The organism is Amycolatopsis cynarae (genome assembly GCF_026802195.1).
GTDB lineage: Bacteria > Actinomycetota > Actinomycetes > Mycobacteriales > Pseudonocardiaceae > Amycolatopsis_E > Amycolatopsis_E rhizosphaerae.
Map to the genome: position 1 here is coordinate 4,174,900 of NZ_CP113836.1, position 16,378 is coordinate 4,191,277.

A 16,378-nucleotide genomic window follows, 5' to 3' on the forward strand; every position below is an offset into this window, starting at 1 on the left:
TGCTCGTCGCGGGCGGGTTCGGCGTCGGCAAGACCACCATGGTCGGCTCGGTCAGCGAGGTGCCGCCGCTGCGCACCGAGGAGGCCCTCACCGTCGCCTCCACCGGCATCGACGATCTGTCGGGCGTGGAGCGCAAGACCACCACCACGGTGGCGCTGGACTTCGGCCGCATCACGATCAGCCCCGAACTCATCCTGTACCTGTTCGGCACGCCGGGACAGGACCGGTTCTGGTTCATGTGGGACGAACTGGCGCTCGGCGCGCTGGGCGCGGTGGTGCTCGCCGACACGCGGCGGCTGGAAAGCTGCTTCCCCGCGGTCGACTTCTTCGAGCGGCGCGGGCTGCCGTTCGTGGTGGGCGTGAACTGCTTCGACAACGCTTACCGCTACGGCACCGAGGAGGTGCGCAGCGCGCTGGAGGTGGACCAGAACGTGCCGGTGCTGCTGTGCGACGCCCGGGATCGCGAATCGACCAAGCTGGTGCTGGTCACCCTCATCCAGCACATCATGACGGCCAACCGCGCGAAGGCAGGCGCCCCGCCTCTGCCCTGACGCGCCGCGACGCCGTGAGGGGTCCCCTCACGGCGCTGCCCAGGTGTAGAGGCACGGGCGGGTCTGGCAGGCTGGGTGCGTGACGCTAGCCCTGCTGGACTCCGCGAGCCTGTACTTCCGCTCGTTCTACGCGCTGCCCGAGTCGATGACCGCCCCGGACGGCACCCCGGTCAACGCGGTGCGCGGGTTCGCCGACACGCTGGCGCGGATCCTCACCGACCGCCGCCCGTCACGCCTGGTCGCCTGTCTGGACGCCGACTGGCGGCCGGCCTTCCGGGTCGAGCTGCTGCCCAGCTACAAGGCGCACCGGGTGGCCGACCCGGACGCGAACGCCGAAGAGGTGCCGGACACCCTCACCCCGCAGATCCCGGTCATCCTGGAACTGCTGGAGGCGGTCGGTCTGGCCACCGCCGAAGCCCCCGGTTACGAGGCCGACGACGTGATCGGCACGCTCACCGCACGGGAGGCGGCCTCGCCGGTCGAGGTGATCACCGGGGACCGCGACCTGTTCCAGCTCGTCCGTGACGTGCCCACCCCGGCGTCGGTGATCTACGTGGGCAAGGGCTGGGCGAAGGCCGAGGTGCTCGGGCCCGGCGAGATCGCCGAACGGTACGCGCTGCCGAAGGACTCCGCGGGCCCGGCCTACGCCGACATGGCGGTGCTGCGCGGCGACCCGTCCGACGGCCTGCCCGGGGTCGCGGGTATCGGCGAGAAGACCGCGGCGAAGCTGATCAGCCGGTTCGGCTCGGTGGAAGCGCTGCTGGAGGCGGCGGAATCGGGCAGCGGCGAGCTACCGCTCAAGATGCGCCTGAAGCTCACCGCCGCCGAGGACTACCTGTCCGTGGCGCCGCGCGTGGTGCGCGTGGCCGCCGACGCGCCGGTGACCCTGTCCGGGCCGGACGAAGTGCCCGGCGGGCCCGCCGATCCGGAGCGGGTGGCCGAGCTCACACGGCGGTGGAACCTGGGCGGTTCGGCGCAGCGACTGCTCGCCGCCCTGTCCCGGTAGTTTCCCACCCGCAACCGGGGTTCACCGCAGGAAAATAACCTTCATCAGCTCCCGGACGAGGCAGCCTGCTGGAGCTCGACGGCCCTGCGCAGAGCGGTGCAGATCGGCTCGATCGGGCGGGCCAGCTCGGCGAGCCGTTGACGGTACCGGCGCCGCTCCCCCAGCTTCAGCACCACCCGCAGCCCGGCGGACGCGGCGAGGGCGGCCAGCGCGGCGCAGTCCGGCGCCACCCGGACGGCGGGCTCGTCGCCGCGGATCGCCCGGCCGACCCGCTCCCCCAGCGAGCGGACCGATGCCTGGTCACGCACGGTTACTTTCGAGTAGGGGATCAGGCCGAGCGCGCGCCGCGGTTCCAGTCCGATCAGGCCGGCGTCGGCCAGCTGGTCGCGCACGGAACGGAGGGTCTGCCGGCGGCCCGGCCCCAGCTGGCGCCGCCACGAGCGCGGCCGCGCGCCGGTGATCCGCCCCCACAGTTCGCCCAGCACCGGATCGGCGCCGGTGAAGGGTTTCACGGGCCACGCCTTGCCCGACTCGTCGGCCAGATGCCCCCGCAGGACGAGGTCGGCCAGCGCGGCCGCGCGCAGCAGGTAGCCGAGTTCGGCGCGCGCGGTGAAGCGGTCCCGTCGAGGATCGTAGGTCAGCAGGAACATCTTCGCCGGCAACGACAACGACGACAACGACGAGGACGACGAGGACGACGAGGACGACTCAGCCATCGCTTTCCCTGTCCGGACTGTCTGCACGGTCTGCCTTGTTTGCCTGGTCCGCACTGTCTTCTCCGTCTTCGGATTTACGGGGCCTGCCGGGCGGGCGAATCCGCCCGACGTCACGGGGCAGCCGCCCGGCCTCGGCCAGTGCCCGGCGCAGCAGGAACTCGATCTGCGCGTTGGTGCTGCGCAGTTCGTCTCCCGCCCACCGGGCCAGCGCGTCGTGCACGGCCGGGTCGAGCCGCAGGAGGATCTTCTTCCGCTCGGTGGCCACGGGTCAGGCGTAGAGGGTTCCGGTGTTCACCACGGGCTGGGTGTCCCGGTCGCCGACGAGCACCACGAGCAGGTTGCTGACCATCGCCGCCTTCCGCTCCTCGTCCAGGTCGACCACCTCGTGCTCGGCCAGCCGGTCGAGCGCCATCTCGACCATCCCGACGGCCCCTTCGACGATCCGCTGGCGCGCGGCGACCACCGCACCCGCCTGCTGGCGCCGCAGCATGGCCTGCGCGATCTCCGGGGCGTAGGCCAGGTGCGTGATCCGCGATTCGATCACCTTCACCCCGGCCGAGGCCACCCGCGCGCCGATCTCCTCGCTCAGCTTCTCGGTGATCTCCTCGGCGTTGTCCCGCAGGGAAAGCTTGCCCGGCTCCTGGGTGTCGTACGGGTAGGCGTTGGCGATGTGCCGGACCGCCGTTTCGGTCTGGATGGCCACGAACGCGACGAAGTTGTCCACTTCGAACAGTGCCTGCGCGGTGTCCTCGACCTGCCAGACCACCACGGCGGCCATTTCGATCGGGTTGCCGTCGGCGTCGTTGACCTTGGCGACGCCGGTTTCGTGGTTGCGGATGCGGGTGGACACGCGGCGCCGCACGGCGAACGGGTTGACCCACTGCAGGCCGTCCTTGCGCAGCGTGCCGGTGTAGCGGCCGAGCAACTGCACCACGCGCGCCTCGCCGGGCGCGACCGCGGTGAGGCCCGGCATGATCGCCACCCCGACGAGCAGCATGGCCAGCCCGGCGCCGCCGAGCCAGCCGGAGCCACGAACGGCGGCGGCCACGACCACCCCGATGCCGGCGAGGATCAGTACCACCCCGGCGAAGAACATGAGGAACCCGGGCGCGGCGTGGACGACGCGCTCCCGGGTCCGCGGTTCCGGCATCGCAACGACGGTTTCGGTCATCGATGGTCCTTTCTCGGACATCCTGCTTGCCCCGACGAGTTCAAGGTAGCATAGTGATATCACATTTTTCGTCACTGAGGGGAGCACGGCATGCCCGATCGGCTGCTGGAGATCGACGGGATCTCCAAGCGGTACGGCGAGCTCATCGCCTTGCAGGACATGACATTCGACGTCCGGGCCGGGGAGCTGTTCGGCTTCGTGGGCAGCAACGGTGCCGGGAAGACCACCACGATGCGGATCGTGCTGGGGGTACTGGCCGCCGACGCGGGCGCGGTGCGCTGGGACGGCGCGCCCGTCACGCTCGGCACGCGGCGGCTGATCGGCTACATGCCCGAAGAGCGCGGGCTGTACCCGAAGATGAAGGTGGGCGAGCAACTGGCCTACCTGGCGCGGCTGCACGGCATGACGGCCGCCGCGGCCCGGCGTTCGGCCGAGGCGTGGACCGAACGGCTCGGCATCGCCGGACGCCGCGACGACGAGGTCCAGAAACTCAGCCTGGGCAACCAGCAGCGGGTCCAGCTCGCCGCCGCCCTCGTCCACGATCCGCGGATACTCGTGCTGGACGAGCCGTTCTCCGGCCTCGACCCGGTGGCGGTGGACGTGATGAGCGAGGTCCTGCGGGAGAAGGCCGCCGAAGGCGTCCCGGTGGTGTTCTCCAGTCACCAGCTGGATCTGGTCGAGCGGCTGTGCGACCGCGTCGGCATCGTCCGCGCCGGGCGGATGATCGCCCGCGGTTCGGTGGACGAGCTGCGCGCGGGCGGAGCGGTCCGGCTCGTCGTGGACGCGCCGTCGGCACCCGACGGCTGGACCGCGGGCCTGCCCGGGGTGCGGGTGCTGGCCCGCAACGGCTCGCGCACCGAACTGGAACTGGACGAGGGCGCCGACGACCAGGCCGTCCTCAAGACCGCGCTGGCCACCGGGCCGGTGCACGAGTTCGCCCGCCGCCTGCCGTCGCTGACGGAGCTGTTCCGGACCGCGGTGCACGAAGGCCCGAAGGCCCCCGAGAGCGCAGGAGGCGCACGATGAGCACCGATTTCGGTCACTGGCAAGGAATCGGCCTGGTCGCGGGCCGGGAGATCCGCACCAGGCTGCGCTCGAAGGCCTACGTCATCAGCACGCTGGTGCTGGTGCTCCTCCTCGTGGCCTTCACCGTGATCATGAAACTGCTGGCGGGCAGTATGTCCACCACGACCGTCGGCTTCACCGCCCCGAACGCCGCACTCGCCGCACCGCTGCAGGCCGGGGCGAAGGCGGTCGGGCTCACCGTGGAGACCCGGCAGGTGGGCGACGAAACCGAGGGCCGGGACCAGGTGCGGGCGGGCAAGCTCGACGCACTGCTCACCGGGGACGGCACCGGCGTGCACGTGGTGGTGGACGAGAAACTCGACCAGAACCTGCGCACCGCGCTCACCGTGCTGGCCGGGCAGCTGGCGCTCGACCGGCAGATCACCGCACTGCACGGGGATCCGGTGAAGGTCACCGCGGCCATGGCGGCCGCCGGGGTGGACGTGCAGGCGCTGAGCAAACCCCGGGAATACGACGGCCAGCAGCTCACGCTGGGCCTGGTGGCCGGGGTGCTGATCTACCTGTCCCTGCTGATGAACGGGCAGATGGTGGCCCAGGGCGTGGTCGAGGAGAAGACCAGCCGGGTCGTGGAGCTGCTGCTGTCCACCGTCCGTCCGTGGCAGTTGCTGGCGGGCAAGGTCCTCGGCATCGGCGCCGTCGGCCTGCTGCAGATGGTGGTGATCGGGGTGATCGGCGTCGTCGCGGGCCTGGCCACGGGGGTGCTCACGATCTCGGTGACCGCCGCGGCGGGCACGGTGCTCTGGCTGGTCGTGTGGTACCTGCTCGGGTTCCTGATGTACTCGATCGTCTTCGCCGGGCTGGGTGCGCTGGTCTCGCGCCAGGAAGACGTGGGCGGCGTGGTCACCCCGGCGCTGATGTTCGTCATCGTCGGGTACGTCCTCGGTATCTCCATCCTGCCCGCGAACCCGGGCAGCAAACTGATCGAGGTGCTGTCGCTGATCCCGGTGTTCGCCCCCACCCTGATGCCGATGCGCCTGGCCATGGGCGGCGTGCCCGGCTGGGAGGCCGCCCTGTCGGTGCTGCTGGTCGCCCTGCTCATCCCGGCACTGATCTGGCTGTCCGGCCGCGTCTACCGCAACGCGGTCCTGCGCACCGGCGCCAGGGTGAAGCTCCGCGAAGCCCTGTCCGCGGCGTAAGACCTGAAACCGTCCCTGGTGCGGCGCCTCAGAAGGGGGTGCCGCACCAGGGTGCGGTCGCGGTGGCGAAGAGGGCGTCGGCCTCGGGCAGGGCCGCGGGGTCGCGCACCTCGATCCGGTTCAGGGCGGCCAGCAGGCTCGGCGCCCGGTCCCCGAGGTAGATCATCGCCAGGGTGTCCACCCCGAGGGCCAGCCCGGCCGGCTCCTCGGTGCGGGTCGCGCCCTCCGGCGCGACCCGGTAGCGGCCGCTGTTGGCGGGCAGCAGCGGATCGGTCACCTCGAGCACCACCGGGGCGGCCGGACGGTAGGTGCGCGCGGCCAGCGCGGCGGGCACGTCCACCAGCCGAAGCCAGGTGCTGTCTTCCAGGCCGAGGACCTCGCAGGCGCGAGGATCGGTGAGCATCAGCCCGATGGGGTCGTCGAGCGGGCGGTCCGGCGCGCGGACCTCGCCGACCAGGTCGACCCGGCACAGGAACCGCCACAGCCCGGCCAGCGCCCCGGGGTTCGCGGCGTGCAGGTCGCGCACCACCAGCGCGGCACCGGCCTCCGGCTGCTCGAAACTCCGCCGGTCCTGCGGGTGGTAGAGCACAAAACCGTCGTCGCCGTCCGGTCCGGTGTGGACCGCCACGAAGTTCTCGCCGACGAGGCCGTCCCGTGCCCAGTTCCACCACACCGGCGGGCGGATCATCATGCCGGGCCGGTGCGGCGCGATGCGCTCGTAAAGCTCCGGAATCAGCTTCTTCGCGGCGTCGGTGCCGACGAGCCGCACCCGGCCGCCGGAGGGTGCGTCGTCCCGGAAACGGGCCCGTCCCTTGAGGATCCGCAGCGTCTTGCCGCGGGTGGCGACGGCATAGCCGAACCGGCCGTAGATCGTGGTTTCGCTCGCGTGCAGATGCGCCAGCACCTCCCCTCGGGCGGCGCAGTCGGCCAGTTGCTCGGCCATCAACGCGGTGAGCACGCCGCGCCGGGTGTGATCGGCCCGGACCCCGACCCCGTCCACAGCCGCCGACGGCAGGGTGGCTCCGCCGGGCACGGTGAGCCCGGTGGCGATCGAGCTGGTCACGCCGATCACCGTCCCGCCTTCGAAGGCACCGAACTTGCGCTCGGCGGGGAAGCCTTCGGCACGCTTGGCCCACCGCTCGTCGGTCGACACCGGGCCGTGCAGGGACTGGCTGAGGACGTCGAAGGCAGGCCGCTGTTCCCCCTCGGCCAGCGGGCGCACCGCGAATTCGCTCATGGCACCCGATACTGCCGTGCCCGCCCCGCCCGCCCAAGCGGTTTTCCGCCGGGCGGCTTCAGGGTTGCGGAGCCGAAACGGCGTAGGTCCCGTCCGCGTCCCGCACGGTCAGCGTGACGGTCCTGCGCGAGCCGTTCACCTCGACCACACAGGCGAACGAGATCCCGGCCTGCACCACCTGTCCCGAGGGGCAGCGCACCGTGCCGACCCCGGTGAGCCCGTAGGACTGGGTCAGCAGATGGCGGACCCCGGCCTGCACCGCGTCCGCGTCGAAGACGCGGACCGGCGGCGCGGCGGCCTCGGAGGAGCCGGACGAGAACCCCGGCGTGTGCCCGCCGTTCCCGCATCCGGTGAGCAACAGCGCGCCGGAAGCGAGCGCGACGCAGGTGCGGGCCCGCGGTAGCACCGCCTCACCCCCGGCAGTCCGTCCGATGTGGTCAGAAGTGTGTACCACACCAGGCCGGGGTTTCCGTGGCGAACAAGCGATCCGCCCGCGTGAGCGCGCTCTCGTCCGCGGCGCGGACGCGGCCCGCGGTGGCCAGCGCCGAGGCACGCCAGGCGCCCAGGTAGAGCATGGCCAGTGCGTCCACGTCCAGCCGCAGCTCGGCGGGCCGGTCGGTGCGCTCCACTCCGCCCGGCGAGATCCGGTAGCGGCCGGAGTTGTCCTCCAGTACCGGGTCGGCGACCTCGACCACCACCGGCTCGCCCTCGTAGGTGCGGGCCGCGAGCGCCGCGGGCACGTCGACGAGGCGGAGCCAGAGCCCGTCACCGCCCTCGGTCCGCGCGCACCGGCGCGGGTCGGTGAACAGCAGCGGCGCGAACTCGTCGAGGGGCCGTCCCGGCAGCTTGATCGTGTCGACCAGATCGACCCCCAGCAGGTACCGCCACAGGCCGCCGCAGGCCGCGTCACTCGCGGTCACCAGCTCCAGAACCTCCAAAGTGGACGGCTGGTTCCAGTGCTTGCGGTCCACCTGGTAGATCACGTACCCGTCCGGGCCGGACGGTCCATGGTGGACGACCATGACCACGGGGTTCTCGGTCCAGCGCCGGTGCAGTTCGGCCAGCGGCCACCAGTGGGACGGCCGGGTCATCATCCCCGGCCGTGACGGGGCGATCGCCGCGTACACCTGGGGCATCCGCTCGGCAAACGCGTCCGGCCCCACCAGCTCGAGCTCGCCACCGGCCGGTACTTCCGCCCGCAGCACCGCGCGGCGCCGGTCCACTTCGAAGCTCTGCTCGGTCGTGGCCGGGCCGTAGCCGAAGCGCCCGTAGATCACCGCCTCGCTGGCGTACAGGCCCGCCAGCGTCGTCCCCCGGTCGGCAAGATCGGTGAGCTGGGCCCGCATCAGCCTGCTGAGCACGCCGCGCCGCACCCGGTCGGACCGCACGCCCACGGCGGTCACCGCGCCCAGCGGCACCCGGCGCCCGCCCGGCACCACGAACTCGGCGTCGAACGAGCGGGCGGTGCCGATCAGCTCGGTGTCGAAGACCCCGAAGGTGCGCTCCGGCTGGTACAGCCGCTGCGCGACCGCCCAGTCCTCGTCCTTGATCGGCGGCAGGTGCATCGCGCCGCGGAAGACCAGGCTCGCCGCGCGGGTCTCTTCGGGCCGCAGGGTGCGTACGGTGTAGTCGCTCACGGCCCGATCGTGGCCGAGCCCCGCCCCGGAGTCGAACGCTTTATTGCCCGGCCATGCCGACCTGGTAGTTGCCGTCCTTGTCCTTGACGGTGACGAGCACCTTCTGCTGCTGGCCGCCGATGGTGGCGGTGCAGGTGAAGGTGGTGCCCGCCTTGACCGGCTGGTCCGGCGGGCAGGACACCGAGTCCGCGGGCGTCCCGTACTGGCTCAGCATGTCCTTGACGCCGTTCTGGACCGCGGTGGCGTCCAGGACGTGCGACACGAAGAAGGCGGGCGTGACGAACCCGGTGATCCCCAGTGTGGCGACCACCACCACGAGCGCCCCGATCACGATCCACAGCACGTTCCCGCCCTTGCGGGCGGGCTCCGGCTGCCCGAACGGGCCGGGCTGCTGCCCCGCGAACTGCTGCTGCGGATGCTGGCCGTACTGCTGCGGGTAGGGCTGCTGCTGAGTGGGCTGGCCGAATCCCGGCGGCTGCTGCCCGTATTGCTGGCCGTACTGCGGCGACGGCGGTGGCTGCTGCCCGTATCCCGGCGACTGCTGAGGCTGGGGCGCCTGCCCCCACTGGGGTGGCTCGTTACCGCCGTACGGCGTGCTCATGGCAATTCTCCTCCAGCCCGTCTCGCTGTGCGCGATCCAATCACAACCGCGCCGAAAGTTCACTCGACGCCGGCGGCCACCACCCCACGGCGCAGTGCCTGCACGGCCTTCGCGGCGGCCGCGCCCACCTGGTGCCCGCGGCCGAGCACGGTGCGGATCTGGTCCAGCAGGTCGATCACCTGCCGCGACCAGCGCACGAAGTCGCCCGCGGACAGTTCCTGCCCGTTGGCCTCCGCGGTGGTCAGCACCTGTTCCAGCGACTCGCCCCTGGCCCACCGGTACACCGGCCAGGCGAACCCGGCGTCGGGCTCGCGGGTGCGGTCGAGCCGGTGCCTGCGCTCGTCGTCGGCGAGGTCCGTCCACAGCCGGACGGTGTCCTGCCAGGCGCGCGGCACCGCGCCCGAGGGCAGCCTCGGCTCGCCCGCCGCGTCCCGGCGCGCCTCGAAGACCAGCGTCGACACGATCGCGGCGAGTTCGGCCGGGCTGAGCCCCTCCCAGACCCCGTGCCGGATGCATTCGGCCGCCAGCAGGTCCGACTCGCTGTAGATCCGCGAAAGCACCTCCCCGTGCTCGGTGACGCGGTTTTCACCCTTGCCGAGGTAACCGCGCTCGTCGAGCAGGTCCCGGATGCGGTCGAAGGCCCGGGCCAGCGAATGCGTCGTCGCCGCCACCTTGCGTTCCAGCTGGTCGGTCTCCGCCTTGAGCCGCTGGTACCGCTCCACCCAGCGCAGGTTCGCCTCCCGCTCGGCCAGGCCGTGGCACGGGTGCGCCCGCAACTCGCGCTGCAGCGCGATCAGCTCCGGATCGTCGTTGGCACCCGTGCGCCTGCGCTGCCGCGACGGCAGCGCGATCCCCGCGTTCCGCAGCGTGGACGCGATGTCGCGCCGGGTCTTCGGCGAGCGCAGCTCGACGTGCTTGGGCAGCCGGATGTGGCCCAGCGGCTCCACCGGGGCCGGGAAGTCCGACAGCGACAGCGGACCGGACCACCGGTCCTCGGTGACCACCACCGGCCGCGGTTCCCGGATCGGGTCGAGCCCGGGATCCACCACCACGGCCAGCCCCGCGCGGCGGCCCTGCGGCACCGCGATCACGTCGCCCTTGCGCAGCTTCTCCAGCGACTCGGCGGTGCTGGCCCGCCGCGAGGCGGTGTTCTGGCGCGCGAGCGCCTTCTCCCGGTCGGAGATCTGCCTGCGCAGCGCCACGTAGGACAGCATCTCGTCGAAGTCGCCGGTGATCGCCTCGGCGTAGCCCGCCAGCGCCTCCTTGTTCTTCTCGATCCGGCGGGCCAGGCCCACCACCGACCGGTCGGCCTGGAACTGCGCGAACGACTGCTCCAGCAGCTCGCGCGCCTGGTCCGGACCGAGCTGGGCGACGAGGTTGATGGCCATGTTGTAGCCGGGCCGGAAGGACGAGCGCAGCGGATAGGTCCGGGTCGAGGCCAGCCCGCCCACCTGCTTCGGGTCCACGCCCGGCTGCCAGACGACGACCGCGTGCCCCTCCACGTCGATCCCGCGCCGCCCGGCGCGCCCGGTCAGCTGGGTGTACTCCCCCGGGGTCAGGTCGACGTGCGCTTCGCCGTTGTACTTGACCAGCCGTTCCAGCACCACCGTGCGGGCAGGCATGTTGATCCCCAGCGCCAGTGTCTCGGTCGCGAACACGACCTTCACCAGACCGCGGACGAACAGGTCCTCGACCGTCTCCTTGAACGCGGGCAGCAGGCCCGCGTGGTGACTCGCGATGCCGCTTTCCAGTGCCTCCCGCCACTCCCAGTACCCGAGCACGCCGAGATCGCCCTCCGGGAGGTCGCCGGTGTGCTGGGCGATGATGCGCCGGACCTCCGCGCTCTCCTCGGGGGTGTTCAGACGCAGCCCCGCGCGGGTGCACTGGGAGACCGCCGCGTCGCATCCCGCGCGCGAGAAGATGAACACGATCGCGGGCAGCAGGCCGGCCGCGTCCAGCCGGGTGATCATGTCCACGCGGGACGGCGGCCGGAACCTCGGCCCCGAAGAACCCCGGTACTGGCTGCGGCTCCTCCCCCGCAGCCCGGCCGGTGCGTGCATCCGGCCGACCTCCTCGGCCCGCCGCAGCAGGCCCGGGTTGATCCGCGGCTCGGCATGACCGGGCTCGGTGGCGAACAGGTCGAGCAGCCGGTTGCCGACCAGCATGTGCTGCCACAACGGCACCGGGCGGTGCTCGTCCACCACCACGGTGGTGTCCCCGCGCACTTCGACCAGCCATTCGCCGAACTCTTCGGCGTTGCTCACGGTCGCGGACAGGCCCACCACGCGCACGTACTCCGGCAGGTGCAGGATGACCTCTTCCCACACCGCGCCCCGGAACCGGTCCGCCAGGTAGTGGATCTCGTCCATCACCACGTACCCGAGGTCGTTCAGCGCCGAAGACCCCGCGTAGAGCATGTTGCGCAGCACCTCGGTGGTCATCACCACGATCTGCGCGTTGCCGTTGATGGCGGTGTCGCCGGTGAGCAGACCGACGGCGGCGGGGCCGTAGCGGTCGATCAGGTCGTTGTACTTCTGGTTCGACAGCGCCTTGATCGGCGTGGTGTAGAAGCACTTGCGGCCCTCGGCGAGCGCCAGGTGCACGGCGAACTCGCCGACGACGGTCTTGCCCGCCCCGGTGGGGGCGCAGACCAGTACGCCGTGGCCGTCTTCCAGTGCCTCGCAGCCGCGCACCTGGAAGTCGTCGAACACGAACGACGCTTCCGCCGCGAACCGGGTCAGTTGTCGGTATTTCCCACGGCGCCGCGAAGCCTGGTAGGCCTCGGCCGGGGAGGGAGAAGGGCTAGCGGCCACCCCGCCAGGGTGTCACATCGCGGCCCGCCCGCGCATCGGGTGGGGTATCCCCGATCACAGCACGACCGTCAGCGCCCCGGGCACGCACCGCACGGACACCGGAACGGTCCCCGCGGGCTCCCCGTCGGCGACCACCGGCCAGTCGTTGCCCTCGATGAGGACCTCCCGCGCCCGGACGGTCCGGACGGCGGGATGCGCCAGGTGCGCCCCGGTGCGCAGCCTCGGCAGCAGGCGGATCAGGTCGGCCCGGCTCGCGCGGCCGACCACGGTGATGTCGAACAGGCCGTCACCGGGATTCGCCGCGGGGCAGACCGGGATCCCGCCACCGTAGTAGCCCGTGTTGCCCACCGCGACCAGCGTGGCCTCCAGTTCCCACCGGTCGCCGTCGAACGACAGGGCGACCGGCTTCGGCCGGAACCGCGCCAGCTCCCCCACCACCGCGACGTCGTAGCGGCGCGGCCCGGTGGGCCAGCGCAGCGCGGCCGCGAGACGGGCCACCGCGGCGTCGAACCCGGCACACAGCACGGTGGCGAACCAGCGCCCGTCGGCCCGGCCCAGGTCCAGCAGGCGGCGGCGCCCGGAGGCCAGCGCGTCGAGGAGCGTGTCGAGGGCACGCAGGGGATCCAGCGGAACGCCCAGCGCCCGGGCGAAGTCGTTGCCGCCCCCGGCAGGCAGCACCGCCAGCGCGGTGCCGGTGCCCGCACAGACCTGCACCGCCTGGTGGACGGCACCGTCACCGCCCAGCACGACCAGCAGATCCCCGCCCGCCGCACCGGCCGGGTCGCCGGTCCACAGCTCCAGCCGGTCCACCCGCTCACGCAGCCGGGCGGCCACCACGCCCTTGAGCCGCTCCGCGGCGCCCCCGCCGGAACCGTGGTGTACCGCCAACACCGCGCGCACGCTAACGCCTAAATGCTCCGCCGCTTCATGTCACGGTTTCTAGGTGATGTCGTCGGTGCTGGTCGTCGCGGCGGGCTGGTCGTCGACCCGGCTCGGCTCGTACTCGAACGGCGCGGGCTGGTCGTCGGGCAGGTCGGCCCAGCCCTCGTCCACCCGCTTCGCTTCCTTGCGCCGGTCGTGCACCCTGGCGATCTGGATGGCGATCTCGAACAGCACGGTGAGCGCCCCGGCCAGCCCGATCATCGAGAACGGGTCCGAGCCGGGCGTGGCGAACGCGGCGAAGACGAACAGCATGAAGATGATCCCGCGCCGCCACTTCTTCAGCTGCGCGTACTTCAGCACGCCCGCGAAGTTGAGCATCACCACCAGCAGCGGCAGTTCGAAGCTCACCCCGAAGATCACCAGCAGGGACAGCACGAACGAGATGTACTTGTCCGCCGTCAGTGCCGTGGTGAAGAAGTCGCCGCCGAAGTTCATCAGCATCTGGAACGCGTGCGGCACCAGCAGGTAGGCCAGCAGCGCGCCGGCCGCGAACAGGATGCTCGCGAACCCGACGAAGGTCAGCGCGTACCTGCGTTCCTTCGAGTACAGGCCGGGCGCGATGAAGGCCCAGATCTGGTACAGCCACAACGGCGAGGTGACCACGGCACCGGCGGCCAGCCCCACCTTGAGCTGGATCATGATGCCTTCGAACGGCGCCGTCTGCAGCAGGCGGCAGCTGCCGTCCGGGCCGATCGTGCCGGGCAGCAGCCGGTCCGCCGGGATACCGCAATACGGGCTGTTCATCAGCTGCCCGAGCGATTCGATCGGGCCCAGCCGCGTCTGGAACCAGATGAACCCGAAGATGCCCCCGGCGAGGAGCGCCAGGAGCGCATAGCCGAGACGCCGCCGGAACTCGTAGATGTGCTCGATCAGCGTCATCGTGCCGTCGGGATTGTGCCGACGGCTGCGCTTGCGCCGCCGGGTCCGGCGGTCTTGGGGGGCGGACTCCGCCACTAGTGGAATCCCGTCCGGCTCAGCTGGCGTGCTTCTGCGACTGCTCTTGCTGCTTCTTCAGCTCGTCCAGCTGACGCTGCAGCTCCGCGACCTGCTGGTCGGTGTTCTGCGGCTGGACGGTGGAGGCGGGCAGCTGCCTGGCGTCGTGGCTCTCGGCGGAGTCACCGTCCCGCAGATCCTTGGTCTCGGCCTTGAAGATCTTCATGGACTTGCCGATGGAGCGGGCGGCGTCGGGAAGCCGCTTGGCACCGAACAGCAGCACCACGATCAGCACCAAAACGATCAAGTGCCACGGCTGCAACCCGTTCAGCATGAGTGGCCTCCTATCTCTTTCCTGCCCAATACTACTGGTTCTCCGGCACTGGCCGGCGCTGCCGAACAGCCACGCGGACGGCCGCGCCGCGGGCCTTGAGCAGGCCCAGACGGTCGTTCGTCCCCGTTCTGACCATGCTTGCGGCCGAAAGGAATCGGCGCAAGCCCCTGACCGTCGCCAGAACCAGCGCGACCAGGATCACGATCGCGGCTACGACGAGCGCGATGCTCAGCGTGTACCACACGCCGTCACCCTACTGGCCCAAGGTGGACGGAAGGTGACGAGCCCGGGCCAGTGCGTCGGCCGCACGGCGACGAACGCTCTCCGCCAGGTGCGGCGGTGATTCCACCCTCGCGTCGCCGCCCAGGCTCAGCACCAGCCGCTCCATCCACCACTCGTCCCAGTAGCGCATCCGGATGCGCAGGCGGCCGCCCTCCAGCTCGTCGAGCTCCTCGCACGGGTAGTACTCGGCCACCCACCGCGCGTCCGGTTCGAGCACGAGTTCGGCCACGGACTGCCCCGGCCGGGCGGCGAACACGCCGTCGGACAGATCGGTGGGGCGTGCCGTGGGCGGCGGCGAGGCGGCCTCGTCGAGCACCCGTACGTCGTCGATGCGGTCGAGACGGAACAGCCGCACCCCTTCGGCGCGGCGGCACCACGCCTCCAGATAGCCCACGGCCTGCACGATGAGCAGCCGCATCGGGTCGACGGTGCGCTCGGTGATCTCGTCGCGGGACGCGGTGTAGTAGCGGATGCGCAGCGCTCGGCCGTCCCTCAGCGCCCGCTGCACCACCTCACGGGTGTGTGCGGTGGTCTTGCCCTCACGAACTCCGAGCCCCACCACCACGCCCGAGGGCTGGGCCTGCCCGGCGGCCGTCTCGATCTTGGCGATCGCGCGGCGCACGGCGTCGGTGTCGAGCACCCCGGGGGTTTCGGCCAGCGCCCGCAGCGCCACCAGCAGCGTGGTGGCCTCGGCACCGGTCAGCCGCAGCGGCCGGTTCATGCCCGCGTCGAAGGTCACCGTGACGGTCTCGCCCTCGAAGGACAGATCGATCAGATCGCCCGGCCCGTACCCCGGGAGGCCGCACATCCACAGCAGTTCCAGATCCCGGCGCAGCTGCTTGGGGGCCACGCCGAAGTCGCGAGCGGCGTCGTCGATCCTGATACCCGGCCGGGCCAGCAGATACGGCACCAGCGCCAGCAGGCGGGGCATGCGGTCCGCGGAGCTCATCGGCGGGCCTCCTCGCAGGCCACCGCCGACAGCCGTTCCCGGACCGCCTTGGCCAGCACGTCGGGCTCCAGCACCAGCACGTCGGGCCCGTGCCCGGCGATCCAGTCCGCCGCGCTCTCCGGGTAGTACAGCTCCAGTTCGGCGAGGTCCCCGGCCACGCCGTCGACGGTCAGCCTGCCGGTCAGGCGGGCGCGCCGCCGCACCCCGGCCGCGCGCCGGTCGGCGATCCACAGCTTCGCCGTGGCCACCGGTGACTGCTCCGCGTCCGACTGGCTGCTGCCCGCGACGAATTCCAGCAGATTGACCTCCTCGGGCCGCTCGACCTCGCCGGGACGGCCCACCGTGCGCACCTCCCCGACGATGCGCGAAAGCCGGAAGCAGCGGGTGGCCCGGCGGTCGCGGTCGTGCCCGACGACGTACCAGCGGGCCCGCCACGACACCACACCCCAGGGTTCGAGGATGCGGGTCAGCCGCTCCGCGGAACCGGAACGGCGGTAGTCGAACCGGACCGCCTGCCGTTGCTGGACCGCGGCCAGCAACGGGGAGAACGCCGGCTCGGTGCGGACGCGCGACTCGACCAGCGGCGGCGCTCCGTGATCAACCTCCACCCCGGCGGCCCGCAGTTTCACCAGTGCGCCCTGGGCCTGCCCGGTCAGTTCGGGCGAATCCCACAGCCGCACCGCCAGCCCGACCGCGGCCGCCTCGTCCGGCGCCAGCTCGATCTCGCCGAGTTCGTAGTCGCGCCGGGCGATGCGGTAGCCGTCGATGCCGTCGAAGACCGAATTGCGGCCGATTTCCAGCGGGATCCCCAGCTCCCGCAGTTCGGTCTTGTCCCGCTCGAACATCCGCGAGAACGCTTCGTCGCTGGCCGCGTCCGCATACCCGGGCACGATGCCGCGAATCCGGTCGGCGGTGAGGTACTGCCGGGTGGACAGCAGGGCGAGCACCAGGTTGACCAGGCGTTCGGCGCGGGCGGTGGACACG

18 protein-coding genes are annotated in these 16,378 nt (G+C 71.7%); 4 read left to right on the forward strand and 14 right to left on the reverse strand.

Features of this window, described 5'->3' with window-relative positions; translation table 11 throughout:
* Positions 1-38 precede the first annotated feature (38 nt).
* Together ORV05_RS19945 and ORV05_RS19950 are read left to right on the forward strand one after the other, a co-directional pair.
* Positions 39-551: a GTP-binding protein gene (locus ORV05_RS19945; protein WP_268759826.1), complete on the forward strand. Its 513-nt coding sequence runs from the start codon at positions 39-41 to the stop codon at positions 549-551.
* Positions 552-630: 79 nt separating this feature from the next.
* Positions 631-1,557: a 5'-3' exonuclease gene (locus tag ORV05_RS19950; RefSeq protein WP_268441145.1), complete on the forward strand. Its 927-nt coding sequence runs from the start codon at positions 631-633 to the stop codon at positions 1,555-1,557.
* 44 nt (positions 1,558-1,601) lie between these two features.
* Here ORV05_RS19950 and ORV05_RS19955 read toward each other — a convergent pair whose 3' ends face one another.
* Genes ORV05_RS19955 through ORV05_RS19965 form a run of 3 tightly spaced genes read right to left on the reverse strand, consistent with a single transcriptional unit; the run spans position 1,602 to position 3,444 of the window.
* The gene (locus ORV05_RS19955; protein WP_268441147.1) at positions 1,602-2,273 is read right to left on the reverse strand and encodes a GPP34 family phosphoprotein; all 672 of its coding nucleotides are present in this window, start codon (positions 2,271-2,273) and stop codon (positions 1,602-1,604) included.
* The gene (locus tag ORV05_RS19960; protein WP_268441149.1) at positions 2,266-2,538 is read right to left on the reverse strand and encodes a hypothetical protein; all 273 of its coding nucleotides are present in this window, start codon (positions 2,536-2,538) and stop codon (positions 2,266-2,268) included. The genes ORV05_RS19955 and ORV05_RS19960 overlap by 8 nt, the downstream gene beginning before the upstream one ends.
* A 3-nt stretch (positions 2,539-2,541) precedes the next feature.
* Positions 2,542-3,444 carry an SPFH domain-containing protein gene (locus ORV05_RS19965; protein WP_268441151.1) on the reverse strand — a complete coding sequence of 301 codons (903 nt, stop codon included), beginning with the start codon at positions 3,442-3,444 and terminating at the stop codon, positions 2,542-2,544.
* 90 nt (positions 3,445-3,534) lie between these two features.
* On the opposite strand from ORV05_RS19965, the gene ORV05_RS19970 reads away from it, so the two are divergent.
* Both ORV05_RS19970 and ORV05_RS19975 read left to right on the forward strand, forming a co-directional pair.
* Positions 3,535-4,470 (forward strand): ABC transporter ATP-binding protein, encoded by a 936-nt coding sequence (locus tag ORV05_RS19970; RefSeq protein ID WP_268441153.1) that lies wholly within the window; start codon positions 3,535-3,537, stop codon positions 4,468-4,470.
* A complete protein-coding gene (locus ORV05_RS19975) occupies positions 4,467-5,666 on the forward strand; it encodes an ABC transporter permease (protein ID WP_268441155.1) in 1,200 nt (399 codons plus the stop codon). Before ORV05_RS19970 ends, ORV05_RS19975 begins: the two co-directional genes overlap by 4 nt.
* A 28-nt stretch (positions 5,667-5,694) precedes the next feature.
* Here the strand turns inward: ORV05_RS19975 and ORV05_RS19980 are convergent, their stop codons facing one another.
* From ORV05_RS19980 to ORV05_RS20030, 11 genes are read right to left on the reverse strand one after another with little or no spacing between them, the layout of a single operon-like run.
* Positions 5,695-6,903, reverse strand: a complete 1,209-nt coding sequence (locus ORV05_RS19980; protein ID WP_268441157.1) for a GNAT family N-acetyltransferase — start codon at positions 6,901-6,903, stop codon at positions 5,695-5,697.
* Positions 6,904-6,961: 58 nt separating this feature from the next.
* Complete coding sequence (locus ORV05_RS19985; RefSeq protein ID WP_268441159.1) at positions 6,962-7,309, reverse strand: DUF4333 domain-containing protein; 348 nt, start codon at positions 7,307-7,309, stop codon at positions 6,962-6,964.
* 31 nt (positions 7,310-7,340) lie between these two features.
* Positions 7,341-8,540, reverse strand: coding sequence for a GNAT family N-acetyltransferase (locus tag ORV05_RS19990; protein WP_268441161.1), 1,200 nt, complete (start codon positions 8,538-8,540; stop codon positions 7,341-7,343).
* Positions 8,541-8,580: 40 nt separating this feature from the next.
* On the reverse strand, positions 8,581-9,141 hold the full coding sequence (locus ORV05_RS19995; RefSeq protein WP_268441163.1) for a DUF4333 domain-containing protein: 561 nt from the start codon (positions 9,139-9,141) through the stop codon (positions 8,581-8,583).
* 59 nt (positions 9,142-9,200) lie between these two features.
* The gene (locus ORV05_RS20000) at positions 9,201-11,954 is read right to left on the reverse strand and encodes a DEAD/DEAH box helicase (RefSeq protein ID WP_268441164.1); all 2,754 of its coding nucleotides are present in this window, start codon (positions 11,952-11,954) and stop codon (positions 9,201-9,203) included.
* 54 nt (positions 11,955-12,008) lie between these two features.
* Positions 12,009-12,854 (reverse strand): diacylglycerol/lipid kinase family protein, encoded by an 846-nt coding sequence (locus ORV05_RS20005; RefSeq protein WP_268441165.1) that lies wholly within the window; start codon positions 12,852-12,854, stop codon positions 12,009-12,011.
* A gap of 39 nt (positions 12,855-12,893) precedes the next feature.
* On the reverse strand, positions 12,894-13,850 hold the full coding sequence (gene tatC / locus ORV05_RS20010; RefSeq protein WP_268441167.1) for a twin-arginine translocase subunit TatC: 957 nt from the start codon (positions 13,848-13,850) through the stop codon (positions 12,894-12,896).
* Between the two features lie 19 nt (positions 13,851-13,869).
* Positions 13,870-14,163, reverse strand: coding sequence for a Sec-independent protein translocase subunit TatA (gene tatA, locus ORV05_RS20015; protein ID WP_268441169.1), 294 nt, complete (start codon positions 14,161-14,163; stop codon positions 13,870-13,872).
* 31 nt (positions 14,164-14,194) lie between these two features.
* The gene (locus tag ORV05_RS20020) at positions 14,195-14,407 is read right to left on the reverse strand and encodes a bacteriophage holin (RefSeq protein WP_268441171.1); all 213 of its coding nucleotides are present in this window, start codon (positions 14,405-14,407) and stop codon (positions 14,195-14,197) included.
* Between the two features lie 9 nt (positions 14,408-14,416).
* Complete coding sequence (locus tag ORV05_RS20025) at positions 14,417-15,394, reverse strand: helix-turn-helix transcriptional regulator (RefSeq protein WP_268441173.1); 978 nt, start codon at positions 15,392-15,394, stop codon at positions 14,417-14,419.
* Positions 15,391-16,377: a helix-turn-helix transcriptional regulator gene (locus ORV05_RS20030; RefSeq protein WP_268441175.1), complete on the reverse strand. Its 987-nt coding sequence runs from the start codon at positions 16,375-16,377 to the stop codon at positions 15,391-15,393. Before ORV05_RS20030 ends, ORV05_RS20025 begins: the two co-directional genes overlap by 4 nt.
* Position 16,378 lies beyond the last annotated feature (1 nt).

Coding starts and splice junctions, on each gene's coding strand:
- ORV05_RS19945 (WP_268759826.1), top strand. CDS start 39: ATGGTCGGCTCGGTCAGCGAGGTGCCGCCGCTGCGCACCGAGGAGGCC.
- ORV05_RS19955 (WP_268441147.1), bottom strand. CDS start 2,273: ATGGCTGAGTCGTCCTCGTCGTCCTCGTCGTCCTCGTCGTTGTCGTCG.
- ORV05_RS19965 (WP_268441151.1), bottom strand. CDS start 3,444: ATGACCGAAACCGTCGTTGCGATGCCGGAACCGCGGACCCGGGAGCGC.
- ORV05_RS19970 (WP_268441153.1), top strand. CDS start 3,535: ATGCCCGATCGGCTGCTGGAGATCGACGGGATCTCCAAGCGGTACGGC.
- ORV05_RS19975 (WP_268441155.1), top strand. CDS start 4,467: ATGAGCACCGATTTCGGTCACTGGCAAGGAATCGGCCTGGTCGCGGGC.
- ORV05_RS19980 (WP_268441157.1), bottom strand. CDS start 6,903: ATGAGCGAATTCGCGGTGCGCCCGCTGGCCGAGGGGGAACAGCGGCCT.
- ORV05_RS19995 (WP_268441163.1), bottom strand. CDS start 9,141: ATGAGCACGCCGTACGGCGGTAACGAGCCACCCCAGTGGGGGCAGGCG.
- tatA (WP_268441169.1), bottom strand. CDS start 14,163: ATGCTGAACGGGTTGCAGCCGTGGCACTTGATCGTTTTGGTGCTGATC.
- ORV05_RS20025 (WP_268441173.1), bottom strand. CDS start 15,394: ATGAGCTCCGCGGACCGCATGCCCCGCCTGCTGGCGCTGGTGCCGTAT.